This window comes from Cellulosimicrobium protaetiae (genome assembly GCF_009708005.2).
In the GTDB taxonomy this organism is placed as follows: Bacteria; Actinomycetota; Actinomycetes; order Actinomycetales; family Cellulomonadaceae; genus Cellulosimicrobium; species Cellulosimicrobium protaetiae.
Map to the genome: position 1 here is coordinate 531,704 of NZ_CP052757.1, position 16,190 is coordinate 547,893.

The 16,190-nt window shown below is 73.4% G+C and carries 10 protein-coding genes; 4 read left to right on the top strand and 6 right to left on the bottom strand.

Going from position 1 to position 16,190, the window contains the following annotated elements:
• Positions 1-11: 11 nt before the first annotated feature.
• The gene (gene argS, locus FIC82_RS02340; RefSeq protein ID WP_154797407.1) at positions 12-1,751 is read left to right on the top strand and encodes an arginine--tRNA ligase; all 1,740 of its coding nucleotides are present in this window, start codon (positions 12-14) and stop codon (positions 1,749-1,751) included.
• Positions 1,752-1,936: 185 nt separating this feature from the next.
• Entirely contained in the window at positions 1,937-3,862 is a 1,926-nt protein-coding gene (locus FIC82_RS02345) for a glucoamylase family protein (protein ID WP_154797408.1), read from the top strand.
• A 159-nt stretch (positions 3,863-4,021) separates the two neighbouring features.
• Here the strand turns inward: FIC82_RS02345 and FIC82_RS02350 are convergent, their stop codons facing one another.
• From FIC82_RS02350 to FIC82_RS02375, 6 genes are all read right to left on the bottom strand, one after another.
• Complete coding sequence (locus FIC82_RS02350) at positions 4,022-5,038, bottom strand: LacI family DNA-binding transcriptional regulator (RefSeq protein WP_154797409.1); 1,017 nt, start codon at positions 5,036-5,038, stop codon at positions 4,022-4,024.
• A 51-nt stretch (positions 5,039-5,089) separates the two neighbouring features.
• A complete protein-coding gene (locus tag FIC82_RS02355) occupies positions 5,090-7,138 on the bottom strand; it encodes a cell wall-binding repeat-containing protein (protein ID WP_154797410.1) in 2,049 nt (682 codons plus the stop codon).
• Positions 7,139-7,423: 285 nt separating this feature from the next.
• On the bottom strand, positions 7,424-8,593 hold the full coding sequence (locus FIC82_RS02360) for a glycoside hydrolase family 1 protein (protein ID WP_336240256.1): 1,170 nt from the start codon (positions 8,591-8,593) through the stop codon (positions 7,424-7,426).
• Between the two features lie 23 nt (positions 8,594-8,616).
• Complete coding sequence (locus FIC82_RS02365; protein WP_154797411.1) at positions 8,617-9,510, bottom strand: carbohydrate ABC transporter permease; 894 nt, start codon at positions 9,508-9,510, stop codon at positions 8,617-8,619.
• Between the two features lies 1 nt (position 9,511).
• Complete coding sequence (locus FIC82_RS02370; RefSeq protein ID WP_047230920.1) at positions 9,512-10,435, bottom strand: carbohydrate ABC transporter permease; 924 nt, start codon at positions 10,433-10,435, stop codon at positions 9,512-9,514.
• A 15-nt stretch (positions 10,436-10,450) separates the two neighbouring features.
• Positions 10,451-11,740, bottom strand: a complete 1,290-nt coding sequence (locus FIC82_RS02375; protein WP_168731420.1) for an extracellular solute-binding protein — start codon at positions 11,738-11,740, stop codon at positions 10,451-10,453.
• 142 nt (positions 11,741-11,882) lie between these two features.
• Here FIC82_RS02375 and FIC82_RS02380 point away from each other — a divergent pair, with 142 nt between their 5' ends.
• A complete protein-coding gene (locus tag FIC82_RS02380; protein ID WP_154797413.1) occupies positions 11,883-12,623 on the top strand; it encodes a TetR/AcrR family transcriptional regulator in 741 nt (246 codons plus the stop codon).
• Entirely contained in the window at positions 12,620-16,042 is a 3,423-nt protein-coding gene (locus tag FIC82_RS02385; protein ID WP_154797414.1) for a GH36-type glycosyl hydrolase domain-containing protein, read from the top strand. Before FIC82_RS02380 ends, FIC82_RS02385 begins: the two co-directional genes overlap by 4 nt.
• The last annotated feature ends 148 nt before the right edge of the window (positions 16,043-16,190 follow it).

Below are 16,190 nucleotides of genomic sequence, written 5' to 3' on the forward strand. Positions count from 1 at the left end.
ATGAGGGGCTCATGACCGACATCGTCGCGATCTCCGCACAGGTGGAGGCGGCCGTTCGTGCCGCCCTGGCGGAGGCGCTTCCTGCCGAGCTGGCGGGCGCCGACCCGGTGGTCCGCAGGTCCGCGCGGGCGGACTTCCAGGCGGACGGTGCGCTCGCCGTCGCGTCGAGGGTGGGTCGCCCGTCGCGTGACGTGGCCACGGAGGTTGTCCGCCAGATCAGTCGGCAGGCCGACGCGTTTCCTGTCGAGGTGTCGGGGCCGGGTTTCGTCAACGTCACGGTGCCGGACGGTGTGGTGTGGGCCGCGGTGGCCGCGCGCCTCGCGGACGCGCGGCTCGGCGTCGGGGCGTCGCGCCGGGGCGAGCGGGTGGTCGTGGACTACTCGGGCCCGAACGTGGCCAAGGAGATGCACGTCGGTCACCTGCGGTCGACGGTCATCGGCGACGCGCTCGTGCGGGTGCTGGGCCACCTGGGCGCGGAGGTGGTGCGGCAGAACCACGTCGGCGACTGGGGCACGCAGTTCGGCATGCTCATCCAGTACCTCGACGAGCATCCCGAGGCAGCGTGGCAGGGCCGGGGCGTCGGGACGATGTCGGCGCTCGACGCCCTGTACCGGGCGGCCCGCGCGGCGTTCGAGGCCGAACCCGGCTTCGCCGACCGGTCGCGCGCCCGCGTCGTCGCGCTCCAGGCGGGCGACGAGTCCACGGTGGCCGTCTGGAGTGCGCTGGTCCAGGAGTCGGAGGAGGCGTTCGCGCGGGTCTACGACCGCCTCGGCGTCCTGCTGGACGCCGGGGACCTCGACGGTGAGTCCCGGTACAACGCCGCGCTCCCCGGGATCGTGGCCGAGCTGTTCGCCGCGGGCATCGCGGTCCAGTCCGAGGGCGCTGTCGTCACCTTCACCGACGGTGTGAACGACCCCGACGGCGACCCGGTCCCGTTGATCGTGCGCAAGAAGGACGGCGGCTACGGCTACGCGGCGACGGATCTCGCGACGCTGCGCCTGCGCGTCGAGCACTACCGTGCCGACCGCATCCTCTACGTCGTGGACGCGCGCCAGGCGCTGCACTTCCGGATGGTGTTCGACACCGCCCGGCGTACCGGCTGGCTCCCCGACGGGGTGTCCGCCGAGCACGTCCCGTTCGGCACGGTCCTCGGTGCGGACGGGAAGCCGTTCAAGACCCGGTCTGGCGCGACCGTCCGCCTCGCCGACCTGCTCGACGACGCCGAGGCGGCCGCCCGCGCCGTGCTCCGGGAGAAGGGGGACGACTTCACCCCGGCCGAGCGGGACGCCGTCGTGCACGCGGCCGCGACGGCGGCGGTCAAGTACGCCGACCTGTCCACCACCCGGACCCGGGACTACGTGTTCGACGTCGACCGGATGGTCGCCTCGTCGGGGAACACGGGCGTGTATCTCCAGTACGCGCACGCGCGCGTGCGGTCCATCCTGCGCAAGGCGGGGTCACAGGGCGTCGACGACGCCGCACCCGCGCACCCCGCGGAGAAGGACCTGGTCCTGACGCTCGACGCGTTCGACGCGACCCTGCGCGACGTCGCGGCGACCCTGGAGCCGCACCGGCTCTGCGGGTACCTCTACGACGTCGCCACCGCGTTCACGCGGTTCTACGACCTCTGCCCCGTCCTCAAGGCCGAGGGCGCCGCGCGCGGCAACCGCCTCGCGCTGTGCGAGCTCACGAGCCGCACCCTGGCGACGGGCCTCGACCTCCTCGGGATCGCCGCGCCCGAGCGCCTCTGACCGCCCCGGCACGACGCCGTCGCGCGCCCCGCCGCGCGTCGTCCCGGTGCGTCGTCCCACTGGCCGCGAGCCTCGATGCCCGTGCCGTGACCCGTTGACCTGCTCCGGCACCGGGGCTACCCTCTGCGCCCCCGTTCGGAAAGTGCGCCCGAAATTTCGGGGATCACGACACGAAGGAGTGCCTGATGGATGCATCGACCACGCCCCACCGGAGCGATCCGCCCCGCCGCCGGGGAGCCGCGCTCGTCGCCGGCGGACTCGTCGGCGGGCTGGCGCTCGCGGCCGGTCTGGCCGCCCCCGCCGCGGCGGAGGGCGTCCCGGCGGCGAGCGTCCCCGCGAAGGCGACGCCCGGCGTCGGGCCGTCCGGCCTGACCGGCGCGCAGCGCGCGACGCTGGAGACGTACCTGGAGGACACGTACACCTCGCTGGCCGCCATGACGGACGAGGGGACCGGCCTACCCGCGGACAACATCGAGGGCGACCTGGACCCGGCGTCGAGCAGCGCGTACACGTCGCCGACGAACATCGGCGGCTGGCTCTGGTCCACCGTCGTGGCGCGCGACCTCGGCCTGGTGGACGACGCCGAGGCGCACGACCGCCTCGCGACGACGCTCGACACCGTCGCGTCGCTCGACCGGCACGACGCGAGCGGCATGTTCTACAACTGGTACGACCCCGCGACCGGCGACCGGGTCGAGACGTGGCCGGACGACGGGAACACGGTCCACCAGTTCCTCAGCTCGGTGGACAACGGCTGGCTGGCCGCGGGCCTGCGCGTCGTCGCGGAGGCCGAACCGAGCCTCGCCGAGGAGGCGCGCGCGATCTACGACGACATGCACTTCGGCGCGTTCTACAACCCGGAGGCGCGTCCGGACCTGGGCGTCGGGCTGCTGCGCGGCGGGTTCTGGGACGAGGAGCCGCCCGGCTGCTCGGTCGCGGGCGACTACCTCGGCACGGGGACCGACGTCTACTACACGTGCCACCACTACGACACGACCGTCTCCGAGACGCGCATCGCGACCTACCTCGGCATCGCCGAGGGCGAGGTGCCGCCGGAGGCCTACTACGCGAGCCACCGGACCTTCCCGGACACGTGCGACTGGTCGTGGCAGGAGCAGAAGCCGATCGGCGAGACGCGTGAGTACCTGGGCGTCCCGGTGTTCGAGGGCGCGTACCGGTACCGCGACCTCGCGGTCGTGCCGGGCTGGGGCGGCTCGATGTTCGAGGCGCTCATGCCGGACATGCTGGTGCCCGAGGCCGAGTGGGGCCCGACGTCGTGGGGTGTCAACCACCCGCTCGTCGTACGCGCGCACAAGGAGCACGGCCTCGACGAGGCGGGCTACGGGGCCTGGGGCTTCTCGCCCGCGAGCAACCCCTTCGGTGGGTACGCGGAGTACGGCGTCGACGCGATCGGGCTGCGCTCGGACGGCTACCTGTCCGACGGCGAGACCGACGTCGACCTCGGGATCGAGGGCTGCCGCGAGGCGACCAACCCCGCGCCGGAGTTCGGCGACGGCGTCGTGACGCCGCACGCGACGTTCCTCGGGCTCGCGTACGACACCGACGGCGTGCTCGACAACCTGGCCCACCTCGCCGACGACCTCGGCGCCTACGGGCCGGGCGGGTTCTACGACTCCGTCGCGGTGCGGTCGGGCACGGTCGCCGAGCGCTACCTGTCGCTCGACCAGGCGATGATCGTCGCCGCGATCGGCAACGTCCTCGACGACTCGCGCCTCAAGGACTACTTCGTCGACGACGAGCTCGAGCAGCGCCTGCGCCCCCTCATGGAGGCGGAGACCTTCTCGGCCACGGCCGACCTCACGCCCGGCGTCGGGGCCGACGTCCAGGTCCAGGCGCGCTGCCTGGGCCACCGGGCGGCCGTCGCGGTGCGGGCGACGAGCACGGGTGACGGACGCGCGGACGTCACGCTCGCCACGCCCTACGGGACGCGGTCGTTCGACGACGTCGCCCCGCACCGCAGCACCTACCAGTCGTTCGCGGCGCGCACGGCGGAGATCCCGTCCGGCACCGCGACGGTGACGGTCACGGCCGACGACGGGTCGACGACCCAGGAGCTGTCCTACCGCTACGCGGCTGTCTCCTGCGGCTGACCGGCCGACCGGTTGACCGGCTGTCTTCTCGCCGGTCGACCGGCACACGATGACGGGAGGGGCGCGGACCGCCTCCCTCCCGTCCGTCGTGGTCCGAGCGTGCGCCCGGTACGTGCGTCAGGACCGTGCGTCAGGGCCCGCGACCGCGCCGGGACCGCCTCACGAGCGCGGGGGAGCGGTGGACTCGCGGACGACGAGGCTCGTCGCGAGCTCGGTGCGCAGCGTGTGCCCGCTCGCGGTGCGGGCGCGGTGCACGAGCCCGACGGCCGAGGCACCCATCTCGACGAGCGGCTGGCGGACTGTGGTGAGCGGCGGGTCGGTCCACGCCGCGACGGGGAGGTCGTCGAACCCGACGAGCGAGACGTCGTCCGGCACCGACAGTCCGGCCTCGCGCAGCGCCCGCAGCGCGCCGAGCGCCGTGTCGTCGCTGCACGCGAAGATCGCGGTCGGTGGCTCGTCGAGGGTGAGGAGTCGCTGCGTCCCCTCGTAGCCCGCGGGGACGCCGTACGTGCTCAGGCAGACGAGGTCGTCGTCGACGGGGACGCCCGCCCGGATCATCGCGGCGCGGTAGCCGGCGAGCCGCGCGATCGCGTTGTCCTGCTCCGGGACGCCGGTGATCGTCGCGATGCGCCTGTGCCCGAGCGCCAGCAGGTGCGCCGTCGCCTCGAGCGCGCCCTGGAAGTTGGCGGCCCCCACGCTGAGCACGTCCTCCGGCGGGCGACGGCGCGGGTCGACGACGACGAGCGGCACCCCGGCGTCGGCGAGCGCGGCGCGCGCCTCGACGTCGGGCACGGCGACGACGCTCACGAGCCCGTCCGTACCCCGCGCCAGCGCGTGGCGGACCCACGCGCCGCAGTCGTCGGGGTCGAGCTCCACCGACAGCACGACGTCCAGGCCCAGGCGCCGCGCCTCGGCGACCGCGCCGCGCACGACCGCCTCGGACCACGGCCCCTCGAAGTCGACGATCCGGACGTCGACGAGCCCCGTCCGCTTCGCGGTGGGGGGCCGGATCGTGTAGCCGTGGCTCCGCAAGACCCCGGCGACGCGCTCGCGGGTCGTCGCCGCGACGTCGGGCCGTGCGTTGAGCACCTTCGACACGGTCGGCACGGACACCCCGGCCTCGGCCGCGACGACGGCGAGCGGGACGGTTCGTCCGCCGGGTGACGAGATGGTCATCCCCTCCTTCGTGACGTCCGGGCCGAGGCGGACGTCGACTGGCCGGGGCGGTCAGTCCACGTAAGCCGAGACTCTGGCCCGGACGGCGTCGGAGACCACGCCGGAGCCGCCGAGGACGACGACCCGGGCGGGGGTCAGCCGGTCGAGCTCCGCCGCGACGGACGCGGGGACGTCGTTCGGTGCGGTGAGCAGCACGGGTCCACCGCCCACTCCGGCCGCCGGCGCGCCGGCCAGGCTGTCGGGGAAGTTGAGCCCGTTCGCCACGTACACGACCGGCACGCCGGGGGTGAACGTCGCTCGTGAGACGGCGGCGGAGGTCGCGTACCGGTCGGGTCCGGACGCTCGGTCCACCCCACCCGACGTGAACCGACCCAGCTCCTGCTCGACGGCGGCAGAGACGGAGCCCTTGCCTCCCAGGATCACGATGCGTCCGGGCCGGAGGCGGTCGAGCTCCGTCGCGACCGTCGCGGGGACCGCGGCGGGGCTCACGAGGAGGACCGGTGCGCCGTCGGCTCCTGCCGCGGGTGCGCCGGCGAGCGCGTCGGGGAACGTCAGCCCGTTGGCGACGTACGCGACAGGCACGCCGGGGTCGAACGTCTCGTGGGAGATCGCGGCGGACGTCGCGAACCGGTCGGGTCCGGCGAGCCGGGTCACGCTCCCCGCCGTCAGCCCCCGGAGCTGGGCCAGCACCGTCTCGGGCACGACGCCGCCACCGCCGAGGGCGACGATCCGTGCCGGGCGCAGCCGCCGGAGCTCGTCGGCGACGGACGCGGGGACCGCGGTGGGCGAGACGAGCAGGACGGGTGCGGCGGACGCGACGGCTGCGGGTGCTCCGGACAGCGCGTCGGGGAAGGACAGCCCGTTCGCGACGTAGGCGACGGGGACGCCAGGGTCGAACGTCGCCGCCGAGATCGCGGCGGACGTCGCGTACCGGTCGGTGCCGGAGATCCGTTCGGCCCGGAGGGCGAAGCGGTGGTAGTGCTGCGAGGCGACCTCTTGGACGTGCGCGAGCCTGCGGTACGCGAGATCCCCGGGGCACTCGGTCTGGTGGGTGTCGCGATGGCCGAAGACACGGGGTAGCACGACCGACTGCCCCTGCTCGAACCGGCCCCCGGCGGTCTTGCTCGCCGCGGTGAACGTCCCGGTCCCGGCCGGGTCCACGCCGTACTGGGCGAGGCGGTAGCCGATGATCTTCGCGACGCCGTCGAGCTGCGCCGCCGGCGGGGTGACGTCCGTGAAGGTGCCGACCATCGCGACGCCGACCGTCCCGGTGTTGAACCCGCCGGTGTGCGCCCCGATGAGGGCCTTCTCGATGCTGCCGTCGGCGCCCTCGTAGATGTTCCCCCAGGTGTCGACGAGGAAGTTGTAGCCGATGTCGCACCAGCCGTTCCCGTCCTGGTGGTACGCCTGGTCGTTGCGGATGGCCTGCATCGCCTGCTCGATGCTGGAGTATCCGTTCGCGTTCACCGTGTGGTGGACGACGCCGCCCTTGAGCGTCGGTGCGGCGTCCCAGGTGCACCTCGCGGGCGCGGCGCCCCACTCCTCGCGCGTGATGATCACGGGACCTGCCGCGGCCGCGGCGCTCCGAGCGCGCGGCACGGCTCCGGCGGTGTCGGCGGTCGGCGAGGGTGCCGGTTCCGACGAGATCGTGGTGACCCGGACCCCGTCCGGGAGGGGCTCGGTCGTGCCGACGGCCGCGACCTGCACCGTGTCGGACTGGCCCAGGTAGACGACGGTCGTGGACTCGTCCCCGGTGGCGTCGCCACCGGTGTCCGGTCCGTCGGTCGCCCTGTGGACGTGCGTCCAGGGACCCCAGTTCCCGTCGGCGACCCGGGCCCGCACCTGGAGCTCCGGAACGTCCTGGTCCAGGTCCGCGGGCCAGGTCACGGCGGCGGACTGGAAGCCGCCCGCGACGGTCACCGTCCCGGTGGCGCCGATGTCGTCGGTCCGGAGGGTGGCGGGCGCCGTGCCGGCGTCCGGCAGGGCGGACGCCGCCGCGGGGAGCGGTGCCGACGGCCCGGACGCCTCGGGAGAGGGCGCGACGGACGAGGCGTGCGCGGCGGTGGGGCCGAGGGCGGCCGAGAGTGCGAGGAGCGGCACGACGCCGTACCCGAGGATCCTGCGGGGACGTGCCCGCCCTGTCCGGTGCTCCGTATCGGTCCTGGTCGGGGTCGTTGCACCAGACTGACGCACCACGGGCCGCCTCCTCGGGTTCGGGGTGTCGGGTCCACGCGGACGCCGGACGATGGCCGAACCTAGCCCAGATCCTTGCCCAGGGAAAGCACCGATTCGCGAGGTTCGCGAGTCGTCATGGGCGATGCGGTGCCGGGCACTCCTCGCGTGGTCGCGTGCCCGGCACCGCCTGTGTCGTCGGGGGCCTCCCGATCAGTCGTCGAGCGAGACGGTGCCGCGCGCGACGCCGCCGAGCCAGCCGAGGCTGGGCTTGGGCGTGCGCTCGAACGTCTCCGGGTCCCACGCGACGAGCCCGAAGGTCGGGGCGAACGAGCCCCACTCGTAGTTGTCGAGCAGCGACCAGTGGAGGTAGCCGAACAGCGGCAGCCCCGCCTCCATCTCGGCGTGCAGCGCGCGCAGGGCGTCGCGCGTGTAGTCGATGCGCCGCGCGTCGTCGGCCGTCGCGATGCCGTTCTCGGAGACCAGGACGGGCAGGCCGGTGATCTCGTACCCGAGGCGGGCGGCCTCCGCGATGGCGGCCGGGTAGTACTCCCACCCGGTGAGCGTCTTCTCGGAGTCCTCCGGGGCGGGCAGCGGGCCGTCCACCGTGATGCGCGTGCGCGTGTAGGCCTGGACGGCGATGAAGTCGTCGCCCTTCGCGGCTTCGAGGAAGACGGTCTCGCGCGGGTAGGCGTACTCGCGCAGGACCTCCTCGGCGCCGGGGTCGGCGAAGAACTGCTGCGGCGCGACGGGCCACCCGACGGGCACCCCGACGGTCCGGACGAGCTCGACGGCACGGCGGTGCGCGGCGATGAGGTGCTCGGTCGCGACGGGGTCGGGCGCGTGCATGGTGCCCGCCTGGAGCTGCTCGGCGCCCTTGGCGGCCGTGATCATCATCGCGAGGATGTTCGGCTCGTTGATGGTGAACACGTGCGACGCGCGGTCGAGCAGCGGCAGCACGTGCTCGACGTACCGCGCGAACCGCTCGACGGACCGCGGGTCGGTCCAGCCGCCGTCCTCCGCGAACCACCGCGGCGACGTGAAGTGGTGCAGCGTGATGAGCGGCGTGACGCCGTGCTCGAGGCAGCAGTCGACCATGCGGCGGTAGTGGTCGAGCTCGGCGCCCGAGAACCTGCCCTCGGAGGGCTCGATGCGCGCCCACTCGATCGAGAACCGGTACGAGGTGAGCCCGGACTCGGCCAGCAGCCGGATGTCCTCGGCGTACCGGTGGTAGGAGTCGGCGGCGTCGCCCGACGGCTCGGCGAGGGTCGAGGCCGGGTCGACCTCGCGCGCCCACCAGTCGCTGTTGACGTTGTTGCCCTCGATCTGGTGGGCCGCCGTCGAGGCGCCCCAGACGAAGGACTCGGGGAAGGTGATCGACACAGGCTCTCCTCGTCGGTCGCCGGTCACTTGATGCCGGTCATGGCGATGCCCTGCACGAAGTAGCGCTGCAGGAACAGGAACAGGATGAGGATCGGCGTCACGACGAGCACGGACCCGGCCATGAGCAGGCCGTAGTAGGTGCCGTTCGAGCCGACCGAGTACAGCGAGAGCGCGACCGGGAGGGTGTACATGTTCTCGGTCTGCGCGACGACCAGGGGCCACAGGAAGTTGTTCCACGACCCGAGGAACGTGAGGATGCTCAGCGTCGCGAGCGGCGGCCCGCACTGGGGCAGCACGATCCGGAAGAAGACCCGGAACTCGCCCGCGCCGTCGATCCGGGCGGCCTCGATGAGCGCGTCGGGGATGCCGAGCATGAACTGCCGCATGAGGAACACGCCCAGCGGTCCGGCCAGGAAGGGCAGGATGAGCGCGGGGTAGGTGTTGACGAGCCCCATGTTGGACACGAGCACGAACATCGGCACGAGCGTGACGACGCCCGGGACCATGAGCGTGAGCATGACCAGGGCGAACAGCACGCGCTTGCCGGGGAAGCTCATCTTCGCGAGGGCGTAGCCGACCATCGAGCAGAAGACGATGTTGCCGAGCACGACGGCGACGGCGACGACGATCGAGTTGGTGAAGTACTGCCCGTAGTTGAGCTGGGAGAGCCACCGCTCGTAGTTGTCGAGCGTGGGGTTCTGCGGCCACCACGTGATGGGGCGCTGGAGCAGCTCGCCCTGCGTCTTGAAGCTGCCGAGCGCCATCCAGATGAACGGCATGAGGGTCAGGAGCAGCCCGACGACGAGCGCCGTGTACGTGGCGCCGCGCGACCAGCGGATCGGGCGCCGCGCCCGACGGCGGGGCGCGCCCTCCGGCGTCGACGTCGCGGGGGTGGTCCGCGAGGACGTGACGGTCATGTCAATCCTCCTTCGACCGCAGCAGGCGGAACTGGACGGCGGCCAGCGCGGCGATCAGCGCGAACAGGACGTACGCGGCCGCGGAGGCGAACGCGTAGTTGCCGTACCCGAACTGGTTGTAGACGTAGTAGCTGATGGTCAGCGTGGAGTTGACCGGGCCGCCCTTGGTCATGACGAACGGCTCCTCGAACACCTGGAGGAAGCCGACGGACAGCAGCACCGCACCGAGCAGCAGCGTGGGGCGCATGAGCGGGACCGTGATGGAGCGGAACCGGCGCCACGAGCCGGCGCCGTCGACCTCGGCCGCCTCGTAGACGTCGCGCGGGATCGCCTGGAGGCCGGCCAGGAAGATGATCATGAGCGTGCCCATGTTGCGCCACGCCGCCATGACGATGATCGACGGCATCGCCGTCGCGCTGTCGTTGAGCCAGTCCGGGCCGTCGATGCCGACCCAGCCGAGCACGGTGTTGACGAGGCCGGAGTCCTGGAGGATGAAGCGCCACACGACGGCCACCGCGACGATCGACGTCACGACGGGCGTGTAGAAGCCGACGCGGAAGACGCTGCGGAACTTCTCGATGCCCGAGTTGAGCGCGACGGCGAGTGCGAGCCCGAGCACCATCGTCAGCGGGATGCCGACGAGGACGAAGTAGAAGGTGTTGAGCAGCGCCTTGCGGAACAGCTCGTCCTGGAAGACGCCGGTGAAGTTCTCGAGCCCGACGAAGTTCACCGCGAACGGCGTCTTGATGTCACGGATCGTGAGGTCCGAGAACGACATCCCGAACGACGCGAGCAGCGGCCCCAGCATGAAGACCGCGAAGACTGCGACGAACGGGAGAGCGAACAGCCAGGCGACGAGCGCTTGCCGTCGCCGGTGGACGGCGCCGGCCGTACGCCGGCGCCGTCCCTCGGTGGTGGTGGTCATGACTGACGGGCCCTGTTACCAGCCGAGCCCGAGCGTGTCGGCCTTGGCCTGGATCGCCTTGGCGGCGTCCTCGGACGTGACCTGACCGTTCGCGACCTTCTCGGCCTCGGTCTCGATCGTCGCGGAGAGCTCGTCCCAGCTCGGCACGGTCGGCGGGGCGATCGTGTTCTCGAGCTGCTCCTGGAGCACCTGGGTGCGCGGGTTGGACGTCAGGGGCTCGTAGTCCCACGCGGTGGTGAGGGCGGGCAGGTCGCTCGTCGCGTCGAACCAGGCCTGCTGCGTCTCGGGCTGGGCGAGCCAGCGCACGAGCTTCCAGGCGCCGTCGGCGTTCTTGGCCTCGGCGAAGACGCCGAGGTGGGCGCCGCCGATGTACGAGTCGTTGTTCGCGGAGCCCGCGGGCACCGGGACGGTGGCGACGTTCTGCTCGACCCAGTCCTCGCCCTGGAGGTCGGCGAGCACGTTGACCATCCACGGGCCGGAGATGAAGGCCGGGTCGGAGCCGTCGACGAACGCGCTGTTCTGCGAGTCGCCGTAGCCGGACAGCGGCGACAGCCCGTCGGTGAAGAAGGACGCGTAGTAGTCGAGCGCGTCGACCATCGCCTGGTTGTCGAGGTCGAACGCGTCGCCCGCCTCGTTGAGGACCGAGCCGCCGGCCTGCGAGTAGAACGGCAGGATGACCTGCGTGGAGTCCTCCGCGTCGCCCATCGGGAGCTGGAGGCCGTAGGTCGAGCCGTTCGCCTGCATCGCCTGCGCGAAGGAGGTGAGCTCCTCCCACGACGTGGGCGCCTCGACCCCGGCCGCCGTGGCCAGGTCGGAGCGGTAGTACAGGACGCGGGTCTCGACGTACCACGGCACGCCGTAGTCGACGCCGTCGGCGACGGTCGAGGCCGCGGCGCCCTCGACGAAGTCGGCGCTGTCGACGAGGCCGTCCGGGACGGGCGCGAGGCCGCCGGTGGCGACCATCGTCGGCATGAAGGACGAGCCGATCATGATCGCGTCGGGCACGGTGCCTGCCGCGACTGCGGTCTGGAACTTCGTCATGACGTCGGCCCACGGGATGGTGGTGACCTCGACGTTCGCGTCGGGGTTCTCCTCCGTGAAGCCCTGGACGAAGTCGGGCAGCTTCTCGCCCTCCTCACCCATCGCCCAGATCGTGATGTCACCCTCCGCGGGCGCGTCGTCCACCGTCGTGGTGGACCCGGCATCGGCCTCACCACCCGTGGACTCGTCGTCCGCGCGACCGCACGCGGTCAGGGCCAGGAGTCCGACGACGCCGATGGCGACCGCCTTGCGTCCGAGCTTCATGAGCATTCCTCTCCTCATCGAGCAGTCGGCTCGTCGTGCGAGCCACTGGTGAAACTACCTTAGCGTGCGCTCGGTTAGTATTTTCAAGCGGGGCGCCCAGGCCGTACCGTTGGCGCCGACAGACCTGGCGAAGGAGACGGTGATGAACGAGAGCGACTCCGCTGGTGGCGCCGCCACGACGGGGACGGCAGGGGGCTCGGGGAGCCGTGGGACGACGACCGCGGCCCGCGGCACGACGGCGGCCGGCCTGCCCGACCGGCGCATCGTCCGGGGCGAGCAGCGCCGCCGCGAGATCCTGCGCACCGCCGTCGAGGTGTTCGGCGAGCAGGGCTTCCGCGGCAGCTCGCTGCGCGAGATCGCGGCGCGCGTCGGCATCTCCGAGGCCGGGCTCCTGCACCACTTCGGCAGCAAGGCGGGCCTCCTGACCGCGACGCTCGAGGAGCGCGACCGGCGCGACCTCGTGCGGCGCACCGAGGACGAGGCCGCGGGCGCGGACCTCCTCACGACCATCCGCGACCAGGTCCGGCGCAACGCCGAGACGCCCGGGCTCGTGTCCCTGCATGTCGTCGTCGCGGCCGAGGCGACGGACGCCGCCCACCCGGCCCACGACGTCGTGCGCGACCGCTACCGCGCGCTGCGCCACCAGGACGACACGCGCTTCCAGGACGCCGTCGCGCGCGGCGAGCTGCGCCCGGAGGTCGACCCCCAGGCGATCGGCCAGCTCTTCTCCGCCGTCATGGACGGCCTCCAGCTCCAGTGGCTGCTGGACCCCGACAACGTCGACATGGTCGCCCTCTTCGACCAGTTCCTCGCGCTGCTGCGCCCCGAGGGCTCGACCCCCGCAGCGCCCGCGCACCGCACCACCGAGCAGGAGACCGCGTGACCCTCACCGCCAGCCCCGCAGGCACGACCACCCTCGCGGGCGCGACGCTCGCCTCGGGCGAGCTGACCGTCGAGCTCACGGGCGGCGGCGACGTACGCGCCGTCAGCACGGGCGGCCTGCTCGTCAACCAGTACCTGCCGGGCGAGCACGACCGCATGCCCGGTGGCGTCCTGCTGCGCGCGACCCGCGCGGACGGCGCGGTCGAGGTCGCGCGACTGACCGGGTCGGCGCCCGCGGTGACGTCGGTCGAGGTCGGCACCGACCGCGTCGTGTGGTCGGGCGAGGCGCTCGGGCTCGCCACGCGCGTCGCGCTGACGCTCGACGGGCGCACGCTCGTCTGGCGCGTCGACCTCACGGCGGGCGCGAGCACGCCGGCGGACACGCGCTACGACGTCGTGCACGCGCAGGACCTCGCGCTCGCGCCGCCCGCCGCCGCGCTGTCGAGCGAGCCGTACGTGTGCCAGTACCTCCTGCACCGCGCGATGGAGCACCCCGACGCGGGCACCGTGCTCGTCAGCCGGCAGACCATGTCGGCGCAGCCGCGCCTCCCGCTCGCCGTCGCGTTCCTCGTCGAGGGCGCGGTCGCGCACCTCACGGACTCGCTCCAGGTCTTCACGGCGCGGTCGCGGCGCGACGGCGTCCCGCACGGCCTGCTCGGGACCGTCGACTCCGCGGTGCTCCAGTACGAGTACGCGATGCCGACCCTCGTGTCCCGCCCCCTCGACCTGTCGGGCGGCGCGGCCCGCGTGCACGCGGTCACCGTCGTCGACCCCGACGCGCCCGGACCGCTCGCCGCGCACCTCGACGAGGTGGCCGGCTGGGCGGCGGCCGCGGTCGCCGCCGCCGCCGACGAGCGCTCGACCACCCCGCTGCCGCGGACCGCGTCCGTGCTGCGTGACGCCGAGCTCCTCGCGGGCGACGAGCTCGGCGAGGCCGACCTGCTCGCGGCCGTCGGGCTCGGCGCCGACGACGTGCTGCTGCCCGAGCGTGACGCCGACGGCACGCTGCTGTCGTTCTTCACCGCGACCGGGACGCACGTCGTCGACGCGCGCAAGGACACCGTCACCGAGCGCTCGCACGGGCACGTGCTCAAGGCGGGCGACGACGTGCTGCCCACGGACCACGTGCTCTCCACGACGGCGTTCGCGCCGGGTGTCTTCGCGTCGCACGTCGTCCTCGGCAACACCACGGCGAACCGGCTCGCGACGGTGCACCGGCACCACCTCAACCTGCTGCGGAGCAGCGGCCTGCGGGTGCTCGTCGACGACGGCCGCGGACCCCGGCTCCTCGGGCTGCCCTCCGCGCTCGTCCTCGACGTCGGCGGCGTCCGCTGGGTCTACGAGACGCCGCTCGGCCGCGTCGACGTGCGGACCGTCGCGCACGACCGCGAGAACCGCATCGACGTCGACGTGCGCTGCGAGCAGCCCCTCCACGTCACCGCGACGCTCGAGCTCGACGACGAGGCCGGCGGCTGGGTCGTCGAGCACGTCGCCCCGACGTCGGACGCCGGCGAGGCCGTCGTCGTGCACCCCGTCCCGGGCGGCGACGTCGACGCGCACTACCCCGACCTGCGGTACGTCGTGTCGTCGAGCGCGCCCGTCGTGCTCGACCCCGAGAGCTCCGCGGGCGCCCCCGCCGGGACCGCGCACCGCCTCACGAGCGCGACCGACACCGGCGCGCTCCGGCTCGCGATCACCGGCTCGCTGGACGGGGCCGACGCCGCGCTCGCGCTCGCCGGGTCGACCCACGACCCGCTCGCCGACCTCGACGCGACGCTCGCGGGCCACCTCGCGACCGTCCGCGGGGTCGTGCGCGGCCTGCGGTTCGCGCCCCACGCGGAGCTCGAGACGCAGGAGCTCGACCTCCTCGTGCCCTGGTACGCCCACGACGCCCTGATCCACTTCCTCGTCCCGCACGGGCTCGAGCAGTACTCGGGCGCGGCGTGGGGCACGCGCGACGTGTGCCAGGGACCGTTCGAGCTCGCGCTCGCGGGCGGTCGGTACGAGGTCGCGCGGGCGATCGTGCTGCGCGTCCTCGCGCACCAGCACACGTGGGGCGAGTTCCCGCAGTGGTTCATGTTCGACGCGTACGGCGAGCGCTACAACGACTCCTCGCACGGCGACGTCGTGGTCTGGCCGCTGTTCGCGCTCGCCCAGTACCTCGACGCGAGCGGCGACCTCGCGATGCTCGACGAGCCGGTCCCGTTCTGGGACCACGCGCACCGGCGCCCGGCCGCGTCCGGGCCCGACGCCGCGGCGACCGTGCGCGACCACGTCGCGCGGCTGCTCGACCACCTCGACCGCGACCGCCTGCCCGGTACGGCGCTGCCCGCGTACGGCGAGGGCGACTGGGACGACACGCTCCAGCCGGCCGACCCGCGGATGCGCACGGACCTCGCGTCGACCTGGACGTCCGCGCTGCTCGTGCAGGCCGCCGCGCTGCTCGCGCGCACCACGTCCGGCGGCGACCCCGCGCTCTCGGAGCGCGCCGGGGCCCTGGCCGCCGAGGTGCGTGCGGACCTGCGCGAGCGCGCGCTCGTCGACGGCGTCCTGGCCGGGTACGTGCGCCACGGGGCCGACGGCGACGAGCTCGTCATCCACCCGTCCGACACCGTGTCCGGGATGCGCTACCGCCTCATCCCCATGACGCAGTCGATCATCGCGGGCATCCTCACGCCGCAGGAGGCGGAGGACCACGAGCGCCTCGTGGTCGAGCACCTCCACTTCCCCGACGGCGTGCGCCTCATGGACCACCCCGCCGCGTTCGACGAGGGCGTCCCGCACACGTTCCTGCGGGCCGAGCAGGCGGCGAACGTCGGCCGCGAGATCGGCCTCATGTACGTGCACGCGCACATCCGCTACGTCGAGGCGCTCGCGGCCCTGGGCCGCGGCCGCGCGCTCGACGAGCTCCTGCGCATCAGCCCGGTCGACCTCGGCCGCCGCCTCGCGCACGCCGCGCCCCGGCAGCGCAACGCGTACTTCTCGTCGAGCGACGCCGACTTCCCGGACCGCCAGAGCTTCGCCCGCGACTTCGACCGGCTGCGCGACGGGAGCGTGGGAGTGCGCGGCGGGTGGCGCGTGTACTCGAGCGGCCCCGGGATCTACCTGCGCCAGCTGGTCCAGGGCGTGCTCGGGCTCACGGAGCAGCCCGGGACCCTCGTCGTCGACCCCGTGCTGCCCGCGACGGCCGACGGGCTCGCCGTCGACCTCGAGCTCGCCGGGCGGACGCGCCGCGTCGTCTACCGGGTCGCCGAGCCAGGCCAGGGCGTCCGGGTGCGCGCGGGGGCCGACCTCGGCGCCCTCGTCGAACTCTCCACGACTCCGCGGGTGGGCGACTACCGCGAGCGCGGCGTCGTCGTCGCGACGCGCGACCTCGGCGACGCAGGGCTCGTCGAGATCTCCGTGCCCGCAGGGTCGTAGGGCCCCGGACCCCGCCGTCCCGTACGGCTCCTCCCGCTGCTCCTGACCTCTCGTGGAGCTGCGCGAGGCGCCGCGCCGGGTCACGAGGCGCTAGCCTTCGGACCACGCCGCCGTCGGGACGGCGCCACCCGCGACGAAGGAACATGCC